Annotated in this window: 1 protein-coding gene; it reads left to right on the top strand. The window is 63.3% G+C overall.

Going from position 1 to position 749, the window contains the following annotated elements; genetic code table 11:
• On the top strand, nucleotides 1-749 hold a 749-nt coding region (locus AC1D1M_RS31405; RefSeq protein ID WP_477778690.1), incomplete at both ends, for an immunoglobulin-like domain-containing protein.

Raw genomic sequence — 749 nt, forward strand, 5'->3', positions numbered from 1 at the left:
ACGGAAGTGACCACGGAAGTGACCGACACCATCGACACCACTACCGTGAAGCTYASCGCGACTGAAACCGCGGCCGAGGGTGGCACCGTCACCTACACCGCCACCGTTGGTGCCGCTGTGACTGGCTCGCCAGTAACTGTGACCYTGGCCAACGGCCAGAGCATCACCATCGACGTCGGTCACACCACCGGCAGCGTGACCACCCCCGCGCCGAACGACGTGCTGGCTGGCCATGCGCCGCTGACCAACTCGATCACCGACGTCAGCGGCGGTAATTACGAAAATCTGGTGGCCGACAAGACGCCGGTCAGCACTACCGTCACCGATACTCCGGACACCACCAATTTGTCGCTGAGCGCGACCGGTTCCGTGGCCGAAGGTGGTTCGATCATCTACACCGCGACCCTGACCAACACCGCCGGTTCGCCGGTGACCGTGACCCTGTCGAACGGTGCCGTGATCACCATCGACGCCGGGAAAACCACCGGCACCGTAAGCGTTGCGGCGCCATCCGATGACGTGTACAAAGATGCTGGCAAAGTCGAAGTCAGCATTTCCACCGCCACCGGCGGCGACTTCGAGAACCTGGTGCCGAGCAACGCTCCAGCGGTGACGGAAGTGACCGACACCATCGACACCACTACCGTGAAGCTCAGCGCGACTGAAACCGCGGCCGAGGGTGGCACCGTCACCTACACCGCCACCGTTGGTGCCGCTGTGACTGGCTCGCCAGTAACTGTGACCTTGGC

The sequence above is a fragment of the Pseudomonas sp. P1_F7 genome, assembly GCF_056405655.1.